Here is an 18,082-nt window from a genome sequence, read left to right on the forward strand (position 1 = left end):
ACTGACACTTGTAGGACTTGAATCGGTATAATCTGGTTATAGGAAGTGACGCAAATTCGTGGAGTTATCCGTGCATCTCCATAGAATGCACGATTGTGGTGTAGACGGGGCGGAATCAGGCCGACAAATAGGCTGGCGTTCGAATAAATGCGAACTTGCCGATCTTAATTTTCACGCACATGTCTGAGCAAACCGCTACCGATCGGGCTACCATGCCTGCCGCCCATAACCCAGTTCTGGAGCGACGAACTGTCGAAAACGCCAATCGGAATCTACTGAAATACCTGCGACCGGGGCTGTCGGTACTGGATGTTGGCTGTGGCTCGGGTGCTATAACGCGTAGCATTGCGGAGAAAGTCGGCCCAACGGGTCGAATTCTAGGCATAGATCCAAACGATAAACTGATCGAACAGGCGCGTCAAAATGCGGGTAGTCTGCCGGGTCTCGATTTTGAGCAGGGCGATATCTATACATTCGATACCGATGAGCGATTTGACCTGATTACCATTGCGCGAACACTGCAATGGCTGGCCGATCCGGGGTCAGCACTGGCCAATATGAAGCGATTCGTAAAGCCCGGAGGTTATCTGTCGGTGCTCGATTTTAACCACGAGAAGATCAGCTGGCATCCCGAGCCGCCAGAAGCCATGAAAACCTTCTATACTGCTTTCCTGAAATGGCGGCAGGACGCGGGTTTCGACAATGCCATTGCCGATCATCTGGCTGATCTGATGAGAACGGTCGGTTTTACGGACATTCGGGTAGAAAATCAATCAGAACTCGCCCAAAAAACAGACCCGACCTTTGCCGTAGCTAGTCGGTTGTGGGCAGAGGTTGCGGAGTTGCGTGGCCCTCAACTGGTCAATTCAGGCTATATTTCTGAAGAATTACGCCTGCGGTCGATTACTGAGTATGACAACTGGATTCAAACCGTCGGCGAGTCGATGACGGTTTATATGCTGGCCGTAGAAGCACAGCCATGATAATTGAACCCGATAAATCATGCGCCATCTCTCCAGAAAATGACGCATGATTTATCGGGTTCGGTACGCCGGTCGCCTACAGTTTTTTTAGTAATGATGCCGGTATTTTTAGGGTTGCAGTACTATCGTTCTGTAGAGCCAGTGAACCAAAAATATCATGGTCGGCAATGAAGCCAGTGCTGTCGTAGGAGGCAACCATAGCCGTGTTGATGCGATTGGTTTTAGCCGTTTGCAGCAAACTTCCCCGTTGGCCCGTTGTTGTCAGATCACTGATTGTACTTTTACTAATAAGCACTCGTGCGTTAGTCATCGTGATGGCCAGTTTGTCGGTCGTTAAGCCAGCTAGTTTGCAGGTCGATGCGGTAGCGATAAGCGTCCGTATCGAAGGGGCGATTATATACACAAACGGTTTATTATCGAATGCGTCGCCACCCCTGATTCGTCGATAGTAGAACTCAGGTTCGTAGCGAACAATCAACGTATCTCCCATAACCCGATGGGTAAACGGAATTATGTTGTCTTTCTGCACCCGAATTTCAAACGTTTTTCCGGCCTCTATACCAACGGTTGTGTAGCTGTCGCCCGAATTGGACGGACCTTTTTCCGGTTCGATTCGCACCGCACCAGTACTGAGGCCACCAAGTTTGATGCCTTCTATTTTCAACACGCTGAATGGTTTGATTGGCGTTGTCGAAAAGCCATAGAATGGGTCATTGAAATCAATCTTGTCGTGCTCTGCCCTCAAAGACATCACAGAGCCAACCAGTGTGAGTAAACACACTGCCAGCAGACTTATCAACAGTTTGTTGCTAGTTTTCATAGTTATAGGTGAGAACAGTCCCGTTTGTGGATAAGCCGTTACGGTTATCCACAAACCAACAGGATTGCGGTTGATTACTTAAATTCAGCTTTAACGAAATCGTCATACCGTTGCTCAATTTCTTTCAGGTCGATATTGAGCAAATACATTGTGCGGAAAAAAACGGGCAGTTCCGTTTCCAGAAATTGCTCGCGACGATAGGCTGTAATACGATTATTCGCATCATCGGCAGCAAAGTAGCCAATGCCCCGCTTGTTGAAAATGATGTTCTTTTGCTGCAAAAAATCATACGTCCGAACAACCGTATTAGGGTTGACTTCCAGTTCAATACCCAGGTCCCGAACCGACGGAATACGTTCGCCCGGTGGCCATTGCCCCAGCAAAATCTTCTCGCATACGTAATCAGCGATTTGCAGGTAAATGGCTTGTTTCTCTCGAAAATCCATAATTACAGTTCTTTTTCTGTGAAGCGGACGTAAGCTATAAACCACAATACGGGCGCTACCAGCAACAAAATTGAATTGATAATAAGTTTGGGGATTCCTGTCAGCTCTAGATTGTATCTTCCCCCATTCTGAAAGAAAAATACCTCCGCGAACGGAGTCGATCCGTAACGTTCGCGAGCCGGGAATAACTCGATGATAATAAACTCATTCAGAAAGACGATCGCAAAGTAGATCAAAAAGGCGATGATGCTGGTTTTGACGAATGGTACTTTTGTGAAGTAAATAGACCCCAAAAAGAAAAAGGGTAGCGTTAGCCACGACAGGTAGCGAAAGTCAAAAGGAATATTTGGGCTAAACAAATCAAGTAATTGATAGTGAGGCTCGTCTGCCGGAATCCGGCTGTTGATGATGAAGAAGCAGATTCCTTCTACTGTGTAAAAAATACCAATAAAAACAGGAACGAACAGCAATAGCATCAGTAACCCCACCAGATATTTCTCCAGTTGCGACGCTGGCAGTGTCAGGTAAGGAATCCCTCGGAGTGGCGTACTCACTACCCGAAATAGTTCACTGGCAAACCAGGCACCAGCCCCGCCAACGATAAAACTGAAGAGAATTCCATGAAATCGATAAACGCCTTCGCTGTAGTGAGCGGTTCTGGCGGTACTGGGTGCGAGCATCAGTATCCAGACGCCAACTAATACCCCAATGCCCATCAGGTAGGTTCGGAAGTGTTCGAATAAGTGCAGGCGAAGAACTAAAGTAAACCGGCGGAAGTCGAAAGTTTGATTCATAGTGCAGGAATGAGGAGAGAAATAGCCAGCGAAAAGCAGTAAGGAACAACAGTGCCTATCAGGGCAGCTAGCAGCAGAATGATGACAGTATATACGCTCATGGCCGTCATTGGAAAAGGACTTTAATACGCTCCCGGTTAGTAACCACCGTATTGAATAGCCGTTCCAGATCGACTTTACTATCTTCCTGCGCTGGGTTTTCCATCACAACGGCCTGCCCCCGCAGCGCGGGTTCAGCATATAAAACATGATCGGTTTCCATAACTGTCGATACCGTATCGAACAGAAGCCGATCGGCAATGTCGGACAGCGAATGATTGAGCAGAATTTCGCTTTCGTCCAAGACAATAACCGCATCGATCAGATTGTCAAGATCACGAACCTGGTGAGTCGAGATCAGGATAAGCCGGTCGGGGTCAAGAGCAGAGGATACAATTTTGCGAAACTGACTTTTCGATGGAATGTCGAGCCCATTCGTCGGTTCATCCATGATCAGAATACGGGTGTTGGCGGCCAGGCCAAAACTGATAATAATCTTCTTTTTTTGTCCATACGACATGGCCGTTAGCTTCTGGTCCTGCGGCACATCAAACTCCGTCAGGTAGCGCCGGAACTGCGAGTCGCTGAATTTTGGATAAAACGGCCCCATTGTATCGATGTATTGCTGGACGGTTATCGATGGCAGATAAATTTCCTCCGGAATAAAATAGAGTTCCTGCAAAAAGGCGGGTTGTCGTTTCTGGGGTTCAAAACCCGCAACGTTGACCCGCCCGGCAATGGGATAGAGCAGGCCACCCATGAGCCGCAACAGGCTCGATTTGCCCGCTCCGTTTTTACCCAATAATCCATAAATGGTTCCCGGTTTTAACGACAGGCTCAGATTCTGAAAAATCAGTTTTTTTCGACTGTACCCAAACGTCAGGTTGTTGAGGTCTAGCATTGCTTGTTTGATTTAGTGTACTATTTAACTAATACACTGCAATGCTCAGAATTTATCAGTTTAATGTCAAGTAACAAGCTGATTTTATTTTGAATAAGAGTACCATCACATCACCTGTAGCAAAAGCTATGCAACGAATACTGAAATACGCTTGGTACCCGACTGGAACATTGGGAAGTAATGCGCTATACCAAACAAATTTTTATAGTTGCTCAATTATTTTCTATCAAAAAGGTATTGATAAACAATATGTTAACATAAATAGAGGCTCGCCAATTGTCATTGCTGATAAAAAAATCACAACTAGTTAAAATATAAATCGCCCCTATTGCGACTATCCCTTTGAAGCAGCGAACGCAGGCCTGTAGCGAATCTCGAGCGTATCTCCGCTTTTATAAATCATTAAACAAAATAACAACATGAATATTTGGCGAATAGCGGGCGTTGCCCTGATGGCCGGATTGGCCCTGTTTCTGGTAACGATTGTTTTAAAATTAGTTTTGATCGCTTCGGTAGGCTTCCTATTGATACGGGTAGTTGGCGGGCGGTTGATGGGCCGGGCGTTCGGTGGATTGAGGCAGGGAGGCTGGCAATCAACCGAGATTATCTCGATTGACAATCCTGCTTACCGTTCACCCATGAGCCAGCGTGGATTTAGCCGCGTGATTCCAATCAACTAGGCAGAACAGGTAAACAACAACATCATAAAACGTAAACACAACAGTAAAGAACACAGTCATGCATCACAATCAAGCATTTCAATCAGACTATAAAGGTGGTTGCGGCTCAATGGGCCGGGGTAAATTCAGTGGCTTCAAAGGCCGGGGTCGATTTGGTAATTTCTGGGGACGCCATGCGGGGGGATTTTTTCAACCGCCAGTGAACATTGAAGAGACCGACGACAACTATATTATTTCATTATTTGCAGCCGGTATTATCAAGGAGAACGTAACATTGACCGTCAAAGACGACATACTGACGATTGCCTATCCAGGCTCAAATCAGGATACAAACTCCGAATCGACCACTCAGGATAAATACACGTATCAGGAGCATAGCGTGGGTTCGTTCGAGCGGTCATTTCGGCTGAATGACAAAGTTATTGTCGAAACGATTTCGGCCAGCTATGCCGAGGGGATTCTGAAAGTCGTTCTGCCTAAAAATCCGGCTACCAACAAGCCTGCGCAAACAATCACGGTAGGATAAGCGATTGAATCGGTAAGATGAGCAAAAAGGCCAGACTGTGTTTACAGGACTGGCCTTTTTCAATAAGTTCACATTGATTCCGTGCCGAACCGGATGGTTTACTGCCGTATCAGTGGCAGTTTTATGTCGACTATCGTTCCTGTTCGGGTAACTGGATTCTGATCCATAATAGAATAACTGGCTTCTGTACCGTAGAGGGCTTGCAGCGAATCGACGCGTTCGGTCGTAACTTTGCTCCCCAGCGATCGATGAGATCGTGCCCCAGTATGCGCATGTATGGCTGCGGCTTTAGTCCGGCCAATGCCATTGTCTTCAACCCGGCAGCGTAATTGATTGTCAACCTGTTGAATAGAAACAATCAATACGCCTGGTCCGTCAGTTTTATGTCGTAAGCCGTGTAAAATGGCATTTTCTACGAAAGGTTGCAGTAATAAGGGTGGCATCAGGCAGGTTTCTACAGTTGGATCGATGGCAAACGTATGGCTAAACCGATGATCGGCGCGTTCTTCTTCCAGTTCAATATACAACGTCAATGTTTCGAGTTCCTGCTTAATGGGGATCAGCGTTTCGCGGGAGTTTTCGAGAACCTGACGAACCAGCCGGGAAAATTTCTGAAGAAAGATCGAAGCCGCATCCGGACGGTTGGTCAGAATATAGGCGTCGATGGTATTCATGCAGTTGAAAATAAAATGTGGATTCATCTGCGCCCGTAAAGCCCGCGTTTCAGCTTCGGCCCGCTGGCGCGTCAGTTCACTGCGTCGCCTTTCCTGGCCAATGCGCATACGATAGAAACCATACAAAAGGCCCAGGAGGCCCAGCAATACCAGACCCCTGAACAAACCGCTTTCATACCAGGCTGGGGCAATTTCAAATTGAATCGTAATGCCGTTCTGATTCCAGCGGCCCGTATCGTCGCCATTTTGAACGACCAGCGTATAGTCGCCAGATTTTAGGTTCGTTAGATTGAGCTCATTGGTTACCCCCAGGTTTATCCATCCTGAACGATCGGTTAGCCTGTAGCGAAAACGGATCGTACTGACTGGCCCGAAGCTCAGGGTTGTAAACGTAAAGCGAAGATCATTCTCGCTGTTTGCCAGCAGTAATGGGGTTGTTAAAACGACGGGTTTGTATTGCCCGTTAACCTGCATACTGGCAACCATTAGCGGTGGCAGGGGAGTAGGTTGATGTAATCGGTTGATGTCGATCAGATTGAACCCGTTTTGCTGACCAACCAGCAACAAATCATTTGGCGTTATGGCAAACCCGTTTGTAGCATCGTCGGAGAGCAAGCCATCTACTTCGGTAAAACGCCTGATCAGGCGGGTGGCCGGGTTGAAGGTGTGTAAGCCCTCTCCGGTGCCGATCCACAGTCGATGGCTGTTATCTTCGGCAATACCAAAACATTGATCATCGGCTAACTCTGGGGTAAGACCGCTGTAAACAGAGCGCAGGCTGTCTATTTTTCCGGTGGCATCGGTCGTATTGACACCTCCTCCACCAGCGAACAGCATTCGACCCTTTTTTCCTACCGATACTCGGGTGAAATAATCACCGATAAATTGCTTATGAATGTTAAAGTCAGCCAGTTCCTGCAATCGACGTTCCCGTTCGTTATACCCTATCATGCCAAAACTTTTCGGGTACCAGGCCGCGATCCAGATTCGTCCATCGGGCGACTCCGCCAGATCATGGTAGCGATTTGAAGCCCAGAGTTCACGGGCTTTTTGTTCATTCCAGAGCGTAATCGAGCGCAGAGTATTGAGGTCAAAGACCTGAATGCCTTCGTTTTTATGAAGCACCCATAGTCGTTGATGACGATCAGCCAGTACTTTCTGAATAGAAGGTGATGAAAATCGGGATGGCAGTTTAACTGCTTTAAAATCAGCCTTATTTAGTTGAAAAATGCCCTGGTCGGTTGCGGCCCAGAGCGTTCCGTTTACCCACGATAGCGTATTTGTTATCACATCGACTGGATAGCGGAAAAGCTGGAAAGCATTGGTTGCCCGATTCCAGCGCAGTACTCCAGAATGCGACAAGCCTAGCCAATAGGTATCGGCAGAATCAGGTAAGATTGCTGTGACAATCACCGCTTTTTGAGTGATCGATTCTGGGAGCAGAACGGTTTGTATGGCAGAAATTCCGGACCGATACTGCCAAAGCCCATCGTTCGTGGCTAACCAGACAATGCCGTTGACCGTATCGGGGCTGATTTGTTGTATGGAAACACCCTGTAAGCCCTCAACGGTTATGCTAGTCGCCAACGTAGGCTGGAAAATCTTTAACCCATCATCGCACCCCAGCCAAAGTGTCGTTGTACCCGATGAGTCGACCACGAAAGCCAGGCTCCGAATCATCCCCGAAATAGGGTAATGTTGAAGTGTTTCCTGATCGGGCCGGTACTGAAAGAGACCATCATTAGGAGTTCCTAACCAAAGATTACCCGTGTTGCCTTCGGCAATAGCAGAAAGTTGCAGCGTTTTTCTGTTTGCCGGATTGGCTGCTTCCTGGCCCAAAACGCAGTATATTGAATTCTTTTTACGATCAAAAGTATACAAACCCCGTTCGCTTAGAATCCAGAGTCTGCGCTGATGATCCTCAAAGAAGTGTTTTCCCTCGCCGGTCTGGTCCGTTCCTTTGATCGTGTATTGATTGTGTTTTTTTGTCGCGATTTCATATCGGCGTACCAGCCCGTAGCTACTCGACCAAAGGTTGCCCTGCGAATCGGTGAAGAGGTTATTAAAGTGGTCATTGACCGGGTCGGGGTCTGTGAAGTCAACAGAGTCGACGGGCGTAATTGACTGACCATCCTGATCGGCAATGAATAAACCGGCATTGTTCCAGTAAACGGCCAGTGAGCCATTGGGTAAGTGGCTAAGGCTATTGACCGCCCCGACCTGGTTTTCTGGAATTTTCCGGAACGTATAGCCATCGTATCGACATAGTCCGCGCCGGGTCGCTACCCAAAGATACCCCTTCGCATCGGTCGTAATCGCGGATACAAAATTAGACAGCAAGCCGTCTTTTGTGCTGAGTTTCTGAAACGTCAGGTTAGGTGATTGTCCGAGTACGACTCCGTTCAGGAATAGCAATAGAATGAACGAACAAAAGCCCTTAGCAGGTGACGTTTTCAAAGCCGTTTGATGGTTTTGGCCTTTAATTCAGCCCTCAATGATCCGGTAAAACACATCTTGATACGTATCGCCGATGGGAATGACCGCTTTCCCAATGTAAATCCTGTTTCACTCGATTGATTCAATCCGGTTTACCGCAACAAGATAAGATTTGTGTACGCGAATGAACTGATTATCCGAAAGTTTTTCTTCCAGGCTCTTCAGGTTTTTTAAACCTGTAAGGTCTCAAAGACCTTATAGGTTTGTAGTCGGAGTGAAAAATTATTCGCATATAATTTGCTGATTATGAGTGATTTAATTAAAGTATAATCAGATAGTTTAAGAAATATTCAACGTTTCATGCAACCTGATTGCTGAGTTCTTACATCTTCCTGTCAAATAACACAAGGAATACAATTCTGAACTTGATAAACTTCAAATTTCCTAAACTCTTAACTCCGATTACAACCATGAAAACGTTCAAACACCTCTTCACTGCCGCTTTAGTTGCTGCTTCGACTGCTACGTTCGCCCAGACAACGGTCATTATTTCTACGGATTCTGTTTCGAAACCACACCGGACCGTCGAACGTATCACCTCCGATTTCAGTATCTACGTGGGCTTTAACAATTTTGGTGGTTCGCTGCCTGCAGGCTATGATTTACGGCCGATTGGTTCTCGCTTTATTGCGCTGGGCTGGCAGAAACGCATTCCACTCATCACGACTGGTTCCACAAAACTGCGGTTAGTAACCGGCCCGGAGATTGCCTGGAACAACTTCATGTTCGAAGGCCGCAACACACTGGTTGAGCAGAATAATCAACTCGTTATTGAGGCCGCTAACGTCGATCTGCATCGGTCGAAGCTTGTAACGACCCAACTCAATCTGCCGGTAATCCTGAATTTACGGTTTAAGTCAGGACTGACAGTAGGGGCAGGGGCTTATGTTGGCATGCGGCTGGACAGCTACACGAAAGTAAAACCCGAAAGTGGATCGGTCGTTCGGACGCATGGTTCCTACAATCTGAATCCTGTTCGCTGGGGCCTGACGAGCGAACTCGGTTTCCGGGGCAGTGCGAAACTATTTTTCCGGTATGAGCCGAATAGCCCCTTCCGGTCGGGCGAAGGCCCCGATGCCAGCGTATGGGCTGTCGGCCTGAAACTGTAGTCTGAACCGGGATCTGTGTGATTTAGGAATTGACAGGATTTCGTTCCCTGTAAACCCTAAATTATATAGATCCCGACTTAAAAGTGAGGGTGACTTTCGTTTCGAAGCGCACGAATGGTCGATAAATAGAAAAGATCTGAAGGCGCTACTTTAACACGCCGAATGATTCGAATGGAGTCGGATTACCAAGATTATTCCTACTAAATATGCTAAAAAAGGCTTGGGGCTAATACGACCCTGGCTAGTTGAATTCAGGGCATAATCAACTAAAAGCAAAGGACCAGAAAAGTAATAAAAAAAATTCTGCGTCAAGCAACGTTCATTTTTTTCGTGCGTCTTTGATCCAAAGTCGCTCTTCATAACACCAATCACAAACTAAATCCACTCATACAGCCGTTCAGACCGCTTGTGTAAGAACAGGTACTTTGCGATGCCCACTACCTACCTTTGCAATGTACTTCGACACAAACACAGGCAACCTTCTGAAAAAAGACAGTACCATGAAAGCGACATTTTACTCTTTGACATTATTTATACTGACGCTGACCACGTCGTTTGGACAGATCCTGACGCGCGGTAACGTAAGTGGGCAAGTAGGCACAGTGGCCGGTAAACCACTCGAATTTGCGACTATGATGCTCGTAAAAGCAAAAGATTCGACGCTCGTAAAAGGAGCTATCAGCGAAGTAACCGGTAAATACGTCTTCGAACATATCGGGGCAGGAAATTACCGGGTAGCCGCTCAACAGATCGGGTACCGCAAAATATATAGTGATGCATTCGTGATCGATGAAACGCATCCAGCGATTGAATTGCCTACACTGGCGATGACTGAAGAATCGAAAAACCTGACTGAAGTAAATGTGGTGGCAAAAAAACCATTTATCGAACAGCAGGTAGACCGCACCGTCGTCAACGTTGAAAATAGCATTGTATCCAGCGGTAACACGGCTCTGGAAGTACTGGAAAAAGCACCGGGCGTAACCATTGATCGCCAGAACGACCAGATTCAGTTGAAAGGCAAATCGGGGGTAATCGTCTATATCGATGGAAAACAGACGTATCTCTCCCAGCAGGAAGTAGCGAATCTGCTGAAAAATACGCCGAGTGATAACATCGCTACGATTGAGATTATTACCAATCCGGGGTCGAAATACGATGCCGCTGGTAACTCCGGGATTATTAATATCAAGATGAAGAAGAACAAGAATTTCGGTACGAATGGAACGTTTATCGTTGGAACGGGCTACGGCTGGGTGAATAACCTGAGCGGTGTTCGTGACGACCTGCCGAAATTCAACACGTCTCTGAATCTGAATCACCGCGAGGGTAAAGTGAACCTGTTCGGTAACTATAGCTACGTGAATCGGCAGAGTTCGCAGAGCAACGAAATTAACCGTACGATTCCCTTCAATGGCAAGACGACCTATTTTGATCAGTATTCGTTCCGGCCAAACACGTTCGTAGGGCATTCGTACAAAGCCGGTATGGATTATTTTGTGAGCAAGAAAAGTACAGTTGGGGTGCTGGTCAACGGTTTTTCAAATGACTGGCGTTCAGCGGGTATCAACAACACGTACATCAGCGATGATAATCACCAGCTGACCAGCAAGCCAACTACAAAAACCGATGCCCGCCAATTTTTGTCAAACGTAACGGGTAACATTAACTATAAGTACGAATTTGACGGGAAAGGTCGTGAGTGGACTGTAGACGCCGATTATGTTCACTATGGTGGCAAGAGCAACAACAACTTAAGCACCATCTATTATAACAACGCGAACGAAACGACCCGGCCAAATCAGGATGTGCAGAATAACATGCCATCTACGATCAATATTATGGCCTTCAAAACGGATTATGTTCATCCGCTGAAGAATGGCGGTAAGTTTGAAGCCGGTCTGAAAACGAGTTTCGTAAAGGCCGATAACAACACCATTTACGATACGCTTCAGCAGGAAACAAAACAGTGGTTACCTGATGCCAGTCGCTCGAATCAGTTCAAATACGACGAGAATATCAATGCCGCCTATCTGAACTATGCCGGAAAGCTGGACAAGAAAACCAAAATACAGATGGGATTGCGGGCTGAACATACGCACTCAATCGGTACGTCGGTTACGCTCAACCAGGTCGTTGATCGTAATTATCTGAACTTATTCCCGACTTTGTTTCTGTCGAGACAACTTGATTCGACCAATACACTGAATCTGTCGTATAGCCGCCGGATCGATCGCCCTGACTATCAAAATCTGAATCCGTTCGTGTTCTATCTGGACCCCTATACCTACCAAAAAGGAAATCCGTTCCTGCGGCCTCAGTATACCAACTCGATTGAACTGACGCATGTATACAAGAGCACAATTTCAACAACATTGGGATTCAGTCGCACAACAGATTTTATTAACCGCGAAACGCCCCGGCAGATTCCGGCAGAAAATATCACGTATGTAACACCCGAAAACCTGGGTTCGCTCGACAATATTAACCTGAATGTCAGCTTCCCGGTGGTGGTTGCAAAGTGGTGGAGAATGCAGAACAATGTAAGTACTTATTACACACATTACCAGACGTTTTATTCAGGAACACCCTACGAGGTGAAACTGGTAGCCTTCAACCTGTATTCATCGAATAATTTCACGCTGAACAAAACCCTGTCGGCTGAACTATCGGCCTGGTATAACTCATCGTCGCAGTATGGTTTCTACCGTGCCCAGCCGATGGGAGCTTTCAGCCTGGGCCTTCAGAAGAAGGTGATGGAAGGGAAAGGTAATATAAAACTGAATGTTAGCGACCCATTCTGGCTCAATAAGTTTAATGGCCGGGCAATGGTACAGGATATCAACTTCCGTGTTCGCTCGCAGTGGGAAAGCCGTCGGATTATGCTGACGTTCACGTACCGCTTCGGCAACCAGAACGTAAAAACAGCCCGTCAGCGTAATTCAGCAACATCTGCTGAACAGAGCCGGGTTGGAGGGCAAAATTAAAAGGACGAATGAGGTTTACGATATAATCTGGCCTGGTCGCTTATATCGCCTATAACTGACGTCATCGATCCTTAAAGATTAGTTTAGGTTAAGAAAACGCGAAAGCCATGCTCATCTTGAAGTGTGGCTTTTTTGTTGTCTCATTGTCAGTGTGTTATGGGCGGGGTGCTACTCTGTTCGAGGGTAGAGCCGCACGTAAAATGTGAAAAGGAAAATGGCAGAAACACCCCCCTCAATTGTCGTGTTTACAGGGCTTTGGTTATGAGTGTGAATGCTATTTTTGTCTTATGGGAAGGCTGATTACAGGTAAACACAACGCCATCTTCCTGCACAAAATTTATTGATATGGAACAACAAAACTATTTGACATCGTCGGGCTATGCTCCGGTAAACAACCTTTCTATCTATTACGAAATATATGGTGAAGGCAAGCCATTACTGCTGCTGCATGGCACCTACATGACCATTCCGCTTAATTTTGCCCAACTTATTCCTCAGCTTGCCCGTACCCGTAAAGTAATTGCGGTCGAAATGCAGGGGCATGGAAGAACGGCTGATTCTGACCGTCCATATTCTTACGATGCCCTCGCCGACGATGCGGCTGGCCTGCTGAAATACCTCGGTATTGATCACGCTGACGTTCTGGGTTATAGCCTGGGGGGAACAGTTGGTTTAGCGCTCACTATACGCCACCCCAACCTGGTCAATAAACTAATTGTCGTTTCGTCGGCCTGGCAATATGACGCCTGGACACAGTCTGTTAAGGATCAGCTTGCATTTCTGGCCACAAAAGCCCCCGAATTTCTAACGAATACGCCCTTGAAAGTCGAGTATGATCGGGTAGCTCCTGAATCGGAGCATTGGCCGTTGTTCGTAACAAAGGCGGCTCAGTTTGTTTCAACACCATTTGATCTGGGTGTCGACAACATCAAACGTATAACTGCGCCTGTTCTTTTAATTATGGGGGATAATGACGGGGCTGATCTGAAAAAAGTAGCGGAGCTATATTCCCTGCTGGGAGGTGGTGTTTCCGGCGATATGGCTGGTTTACCTAAGTCGGAACTGGCGATATTGCCTGCAATGACCCATGTGGGGCTTATGGGAGTAGCCGACAAGTTACAGGCGCTCATAAATCCATTTTTAGATAAGGATCAATAAACGAATTAAGCCCATTAATGCGCTATGACAAAGTTATACAGCCTGAATAAAGTCCTGAAAGTAAGCGACAATAAAAAAGCCCGAGTTTTATGGACTCGGGCCTACTTGCTTAGGTTAGGTCTAACTAGGGTTTTAGGAGCTTCACCTGTTGCCGCTCAGTAGCTGTATTGACCTGTAAAAAGAGAACGGATTTACCAGTGCCGATTGGCACACTGACCCGCTCCAGATTGCTAGCTTCATTAAGATGCTGCTGATGCAGAACCCTGCCCTGTAGATCCAGTAAACTCAACTCCACAGCCTGGCCTCGTACACCGCTAATCTCCACATCGACTGATTTTCCCTCGATGGGATTACCCAGGACTTTAACCTTCAGATCAGTTCCTGCTTCGGGCACCCCTAAGCGTGTCCTGCTCGTGCAGACGGCAAGCCAGTTATAAGTAAAGGTAGCGACAGCGCTGAGCTGTCTGGCATTCAGCGTGACTGAAGGATTGTCGGTATATAAATTTAGACTGTATGGGCCCGGATTGGTCGTTGCCATCATCTCATTAACCACTGAGAAGCTAATCGGATCGCCACTCAACCCTTCATACAGGGGCGTGAACGTTACCCGTTGCTGAGTGGCGCTGAGAATCTCACAGGTTGCCGTCGAGACACCCACTAGGGTAAAGCCAGAAGGATTCGTTGGAGAGGAATTTACCGTCAGTTGGAAGCTGGTCTGGACCGACAGACCGTCAGGGTCCAGAGCGGTAATACTGACCATACTGACCCCCGTTGCAGAAGGTACACCACTAATCAGGCTACCGTTCAGGCCGAGCCCGGTAGGCAGGCCAGTAGCTGTAAAAGTGAGTGATTGTTGGTCGGGGTCCGAAAAATAGCTGGCTAAATCCAATTGATAAGCCTGGTTATATAAGGCTGTCTGATTAGGAATACCACTGGTAGTCGGCGGATTGTTTTCAGGGGTATCCGTCTGACAGAAAGCCCGCCAGTTGTAACTGAAACGCGCTTCATCATTCCCCGCCTGATTAGCTATCAGGGTAATGATCGGATTATCAGTATATAGTTTTAATGTATAAGGGGCCGGAGCCATCGTGGGAGATAGTTCATTGACCACTGAAAAACTAATCGGATTGGCGTTCTGACCCGCGTACTGGGGTGTAAATTGAACCTGATAGCCGCCTTTGGTATCGTCAATGAGCTGGCAACTGACCATCAGCACCTCCGTAATGGCAAAACCACTGGGTATGATTTGCAAGCTAAGGGCAGCAGAAGCTTCACTCGAACAGCTTCCCACCCTGCAAGTGGCAGAGAGGGTGTAGTTACCTGGCTGAGTGATGGAATAAACCGAGCCATTTGCCAGACCATTACCTCCTGATAGAGTCCAGTTGATTGTGCCGTCCGGGCAGCCGCTGGCCGTTACCGAGATAGGCTGATTGGTAGTTAGGGCATTGGCTGCTAGTGTCGGAGCCGGAGGAGTGTCCTTCTGATCCTGTACCGTAGCAAAAGCCGTTGCGCTGCAACCCATAGAGGTTTGGGCAACAACTGAATAGTTGCCCGGCTGATTAACCGTGGCTGTGTTTAGGGTAGTACTCTGAATGCCTGGCCCTGCAAAGCTGATGATGGCCGATTCAGCATAGCCAACAGCAGTTAGTGTGACGCTGGTAGTCAGACAATTAAGCGGGCCACTTACGAGTAAACTTAGCGACTCGGGAGCGCAGGCCGTTATAGACGTAATGGTAAACGTGGTAATGGCCGATAGCCCACCGGGATCGGTCGCCGTAAGCGTGACCTGACTGACTGCACTTGCCAAGGGCGTACCGGAAATGATCTGGGTAACAGGGTCAAAATTCAGCCCATTGGCGGGATCGATACTGGCTGAATAGGTTAGGCTGTTGGGTGTTTCGATGTCGGTGAAGGCGTTGGCCGAGAACGAGTAAGCCTTACCCACCGTAGCTGTCTGGCTGGCGATAGCGGTGGGTTGCGGGGGCATATTGGCCGGAGCGCAGCTACCTGTACGGTCAGCACAGAAAGCTCCAAAGTCTCCCCCGCCTGGTAATGCTGGATTGTTAGAAAAAGCTGAATTTATATTGTTTATGCCACATAAAGCTGAGAGGGATGCAGGAAAGCACCCACTTAACTGGTTTCTGGATAAGTTAAGGGTCTGTAATTTCGTTAAAGCTCCTAAGCTCTCAGGAATAGTACCGCTCCAGATGCTGGAGCTAAGATTTAGATATTGCAGCTCTGTCAGCGACCCTATGTTGGTCGGTATACTTCCCGGCAATCCATTTTCCGACAAATCCAGGTATTTCAGATGGGTGAGCTCACTCAGGCTAGCGGGTAAGGTCCCACTCAATTGATTAGATTTCAGATCCAGTGAAACGACTCGGCCGTTATTGTCGCAGGTCACGCCAAACCAGTTACACGGGCTGCATCCACTCATCCAATTAGCGCTCCGTCGCCATTTATCACCATTAGTCGCTATGAAAAGTGCTGCTAAAGGGGCATAATCCTGACTGACAGTACTTGGCTCCCCTTGAAACTCATAAGCACCCATATCAATCGTGCGGACCTGGCGCGGATTGCCAGCAAAGTCGGTATCGGGGCCAGTGTAAGCGTTAGTCTCACCGGCATCGATCGCTGCTGAGCAGGACTGAAGTCGCAGGTCGCCATTAGCCGGATCGACAAACGAAGGACTGAGACCCGAACTGCCCTGGCTATCAACGACGTAAGGATAACCTTTGATCAGGCTGTGTCGTGCTGTTATAGATCCTTCAAAGACTGGCTTAGGTGGATTGCTGTCCTCGTAGCCCTCTTCCGCTGAGCGTCTCCAGACAATGCAATTGATTAAAGTTGCCTTTCCAGAACCAACGCTTATTCCAGTGGCTCCACTTGTAAACGGTGCGTTCTCGGCTAAAATAGTACAATTAGTCAGGGTAGGCGTCCCATGTACCAGTATGCCTCCTATAAACCAGGCTGTGTTTCCTATGAGCGTGCAGTTTGTTAGCGTTGGACTTCCCAGCCCAAGACTCATAGCTCCCCCTATAGTTATGGCATCGTTGTTAAGGAAGCGACAGTTGGTCAGTGCTGGACTTGCTTCCTGGGTATACATCCCACCACCCTGACAGCCATCGTAGTTAGTGCTGTTTTTTATGAAATTACAGTTAATCAGGGTTGAGCTACTTTTCTGCATGGCCAGCCCTCCTCCGTGACCGCCACTCCTGTTTCCTATAAAGTTGCAGTTAGTCAGAGTTGGATTGCCGTTCAGGATTGCCAGCCCACCCCCGCCAAAGGAAGCCGATGTCTGGGCACCGCCAGCCACGTTTTCTATAAAGTTACAGTTCGTGAGGGTTGGGCTGCCGTTCAAAATATATAACCCACCTCCCGAAGCTTGTATTACGTCGCCAATGTAGGCCTTATTTTTTATGAAACTACAGTTAATCAGAGTTGGACTACCGTTCCTGATGAACATCCCGGCTCCATTACCGTAATTAATTCCATCGCTAATGGTAAGGCCATCGAGTCGAGTTTGGCTGGTTGCCCCATCAGTTGTGCTGACCACATGGAACTCTTGTCGATAACGATCGGTAATGATGCTATTGGCACCACTTAATGTGGTTGATGAAGGTTGGTCGGCAGCTATGGGCGGACGCTCCGCAATCGTCGATTCTGTTCCTTCAAAACCACCGTAAACCCCTACTCCATTCCGTATTTTGAAGCCAGCCTTTAGGTTGCTGCTGCTCAGTGGTTCGGGCATGTAGATACCTTTAGCTATCCAAACCTGCTCAACACCTGGCACATCCAACATAACCTGTAAATCGCCCGATGCATTTTGCCAGCTCGTGCCGTCGCCCGTTCCGCCCTGTTTGACCCACCGGATCGATTGCGCCAGTGCAGGGGTAATGAGACTATAAATTAGTAGCCCAACGGCCATTAGTCGCCAAAGGCATCGGAAGTAAAGATGATAAGCCAATGTAGAAATGTTTTTATATATCCCCCCCCCTTTTTGTTACTATTATCAAATAAATATAAATATTATGTTTAATATATCCCTTTAATGTGAGAATATTTTTTAATGAATTAATGGTTCGTTGTGTATAATAGAGCTAGGCGATCGTACAGAAAGATAGTATTGGAGAATTATGTAGTTAATCTGGCAACTTCTAGTTTTAACTAAGAACTTGAATAGTTGGCGACCTGGACTGAAAGAAGGCTGGTTTTTCAGTATGCACGGTAGGAGCTTTAGCGCCCTGGCTGAAAAGCAGATAGATACAAACAGAGATGAAGTAGCAGGTACTAACCTGTACTAATCCTGAAGAAATAAATGGAGAGAGAGGATTAACAAATAACCGCAATAGCCGGATTGGCGTCCTGACTATTGCGGATTATTCTGCAACTTTAAGTTAGGTTAAGAAAACGCGAAAGTCATGCTCAGCTTGGCGTATGGCTTTTTTGTTATTTGCCAGTAATATACA

At 47.3% G+C, this 18,082-nt stretch carries 13 protein-coding genes; 6 read left to right on the forward strand and 7 right to left on the reverse strand.

The features are described 5' to 3' along the window. Nucleotides 1-179 precede the first annotated feature (179 nt). The gene (locus GJR95_RS21955) at nt 180-983 is read left to right on the forward strand and encodes a methyltransferase domain-containing protein (protein ID WP_162387894.1); all 804 of its coding nucleotides are present in this window, start codon (nt 180-182) and stop codon (nt 981-983) included. Nucleotides 984-1,059: 76 nt separating this feature from the next. Here GJR95_RS21955 and GJR95_RS21960 read toward each other — a convergent pair whose 3' ends face one another. The 4 genes from GJR95_RS21960 to GJR95_RS21975 form a co-directional block, all read right to left on the reverse strand. After that, on the reverse strand, nt 1,060-1,803 hold the full coding sequence (locus GJR95_RS21960; protein WP_162387895.1) for a hypothetical protein: 744 nt from the start codon (nt 1,801-1,803) through the stop codon (nt 1,060-1,062). Between the two features lie 74 nt (nt 1,804-1,877). Beyond that, a complete protein-coding gene (locus GJR95_RS21965) occupies nt 1,878-2,249 on the reverse strand; it encodes a GntR family transcriptional regulator (protein ID WP_162387896.1) in 372 nt (123 codons plus the stop codon). 2 nt (nt 2,250-2,251) lie between these two features. Beyond that, entirely contained in the window at nt 2,252-3,043 is a 792-nt protein-coding gene (locus GJR95_RS21970) for a hypothetical protein (protein ID WP_162387897.1), read from the reverse strand. A gap of 106 nt (nt 3,044-3,149) precedes the next feature. Beyond that, nucleotides 3,150-3,983 (reverse strand): ABC transporter ATP-binding protein, encoded by an 834-nt coding sequence (locus tag GJR95_RS21975; protein ID WP_162387898.1) that lies wholly within the window; start codon nt 3,981-3,983, stop codon nt 3,150-3,152. A 419-nt stretch (nt 3,984-4,402) separates the two neighbouring features. Here GJR95_RS21975 and GJR95_RS21980 point away from each other — a divergent pair, with 419 nt between their 5' ends. Further along, a complete protein-coding gene (locus tag GJR95_RS21980) occupies nt 4,403-4,663 on the forward strand; it encodes a hypothetical protein (RefSeq protein WP_162387899.1) in 261 nt (86 codons plus the stop codon). Between the two features lie 58 nt (nt 4,664-4,721). Continuing rightward, nucleotides 4,722-5,189, forward strand: a complete 468-nt coding sequence (locus GJR95_RS21985; RefSeq protein WP_162387900.1) for an Hsp20/alpha crystallin family protein — start codon at nt 4,722-4,724, stop codon at nt 5,187-5,189. Between the two features lie 98 nt (nt 5,190-5,287). Here GJR95_RS21985 and GJR95_RS21990 read toward each other — a convergent pair whose 3' ends face one another. Further along, the gene (locus GJR95_RS21990; RefSeq protein WP_162387901.1) at nt 5,288-8,320 is read right to left on the reverse strand and encodes a sensor histidine kinase; all 3,033 of its coding nucleotides are present in this window, start codon (nt 8,318-8,320) and stop codon (nt 5,288-5,290) included. Between the two features lie 108 nt (nt 8,321-8,428). Next, nucleotides 8,429-8,524 carry a LytTR family transcriptional regulator DNA-binding domain-containing protein gene (locus GJR95_RS42555; RefSeq protein ID WP_262889814.1) on the reverse strand — a complete coding sequence of 32 codons (96 nt, stop codon included), beginning with the start codon at nt 8,522-8,524 and terminating at the stop codon, nt 8,429-8,431. Nucleotides 8,525-8,769: 245 nt separating this feature from the next. Here GJR95_RS42555 and GJR95_RS22000 point away from each other — a divergent pair, with 245 nt between their 5' ends. The 3 genes from GJR95_RS22000 to GJR95_RS22010 all read left to right on the forward strand — a co-directional run bounded on the left by GJR95_RS22000 (nt 8,770) and on the right by GJR95_RS22010 (nt 13,613). Then, a complete protein-coding gene (locus GJR95_RS22000) occupies nt 8,770-9,468 on the forward strand; it encodes an outer membrane beta-barrel protein (RefSeq protein ID WP_162387902.1) in 699 nt (232 codons plus the stop codon). Between the two features lie 500 nt (nt 9,469-9,968). Next, a complete protein-coding gene (locus GJR95_RS22005; RefSeq protein WP_162387903.1) occupies nt 9,969-12,455 on the forward strand; it encodes an outer membrane beta-barrel protein in 2,487 nt (828 codons plus the stop codon). Nucleotides 12,456-12,800: 345 nt separating this feature from the next. Next, nucleotides 12,801-13,613 carry an alpha/beta fold hydrolase gene (locus GJR95_RS22010; protein WP_162387904.1) on the forward strand — a complete coding sequence of 271 codons (813 nt, stop codon included), beginning with the start codon at nt 12,801-12,803 and terminating at the stop codon, nt 13,611-13,613. Between the two features lie 124 nt (nt 13,614-13,737). On the opposite strand, the gene GJR95_RS22015 is transcribed toward GJR95_RS22010, so the two are convergent. Continuing rightward, entirely contained in the window at nt 13,738-17,580 is a 3,843-nt protein-coding gene (locus tag GJR95_RS22015) for a putative Ig domain-containing protein (protein WP_162387905.1), read from the reverse strand. Nucleotides 17,581-18,082 lie beyond the last annotated feature (502 nt).

The sequence above is a fragment of the Spirosoma endbachense genome (genome assembly GCF_010233585.1).
GTDB lineage: Bacteria > Bacteroidota > Bacteroidia > Cytophagales > Spirosomataceae > Spirosoma > Spirosoma endbachense.

Bases quoted from the DNA above. Each gene is read 5' to 3' on its own strand.
- GJR95_RS21955 (WP_162387894.1), top strand. From the start codon at position 180: ATGTCTGAGCAAACCGCTACCGATCGGGCTACCATGCCTGCCGCCCAT.
- GJR95_RS21960 (WP_162387895.1), bottom strand. From the start codon at position 1,803: ATGAAAACTAGCAACAAACTGTTGATAAGTCTGCTGGCAGTGTGTTTA.
- GJR95_RS21965 (WP_162387896.1), bottom strand. From the start codon at position 2,249: ATGGATTTTCGAGAGAAACAAGCCATTTACCTGCAAATCGCTGATTAC.
- GJR95_RS21970 (WP_162387897.1), bottom strand. From the start codon at position 3,043: ATGAATCAAACTTTCGACTTCCGCCGGTTTACTTTAGTTCTTCGCCTG.
- GJR95_RS21975 (WP_162387898.1), bottom strand. From the start codon at position 3,983: ATGCTAGACCTCAACAACCTGACGTTTGGGTACAGTCGAAAAAAACTG.
- GJR95_RS21980 (WP_162387899.1), top strand. From the start codon at position 4,403: ATGAATATTTGGCGAATAGCGGGCGTTGCCCTGATGGCCGGATTGGCC.
- GJR95_RS21985 (WP_162387900.1), top strand. From the start codon at position 4,722: ATGCATCACAATCAAGCATTTCAATCAGACTATAAAGGTGGTTGCGGC.
- GJR95_RS22000 (WP_162387902.1), top strand. From the start codon at position 8,770: ATGAAAACGTTCAAACACCTCTTCACTGCCGCTTTAGTTGCTGCTTCG.
- GJR95_RS22005 (WP_162387903.1), top strand. From the start codon at position 9,969: ATGAAAGCGACATTTTACTCTTTGACATTATTTATACTGACGCTGACC.
- GJR95_RS22010 (WP_162387904.1), top strand. From the start codon at position 12,801: ATGGAACAACAAAACTATTTGACATCGTCGGGCTATGCTCCGGTAAAC.